Source organism: Streptomyces sp. NK08204 (assembly GCF_020400585.1).
Lineage (GTDB): Bacteria > Actinomycetota > Actinomycetes > Streptomycetales > Streptomycetaceae > Streptomyces.
On the sequence record NZ_JAINVF010000092.1, the window covers coordinates 1 to 482 of the forward strand.

Genomic DNA, 482 nt, shown 5'->3' on the forward strand with positions numbered 1-482 from the left:
GTAGTGACGGCTCATGATCCCTGCGGTATGCCGGTGGGGTGAGGTATCCGGAGGGTGGGGGCCTGACCGCTGAGCGTCGGGCGTTTCGTGAGGGGATCCGGTTGCAGGCCGGGAAACGGTTCGCGGCGGGTGAGAAGACCGCGGTGATCGCAAAAGACCTGCGGGTGAGTGTGCGGTCGGTGGAACGCTGGCGCCGTGCCTGGCGCGAGGGCGGACTCGAGGGCCTGCGCTCCGCGGGTCCGGCGAATTCCCCGACCGTCACCGATGCCCAGTTTGCCGTACTCGAGGAAGAACTCGGCAAGGGTCCGGCAGCGCACGGCTTCGAAGACCAGCGGTGGACCCTGGCCCGGGTCCAGACCGTGATCCGCCGTCGCTTCGAGCTGAGTCTGTCGGTGGCGACGGTGTGGCGGCTGCTGAAACGGCACGGCTGGTCCTGGCAGGCACCCGCCCGTCGTGCTCTGGAACGCGACGAGCACGCGGTG

General features: G+C 69.1%; 1 protein-coding gene. It reads left to right on the forward strand.

Translation table 11 applies throughout. From position 1 onward, the window contains the following. Positions 1-38: 38 nt before the first annotated feature. The coding region (locus K7G59_RS34445; RefSeq protein ID WP_225840680.1) for a winged helix-turn-helix domain-containing protein at positions 39-482 on the forward strand (444 nt) is incomplete at its 3' end.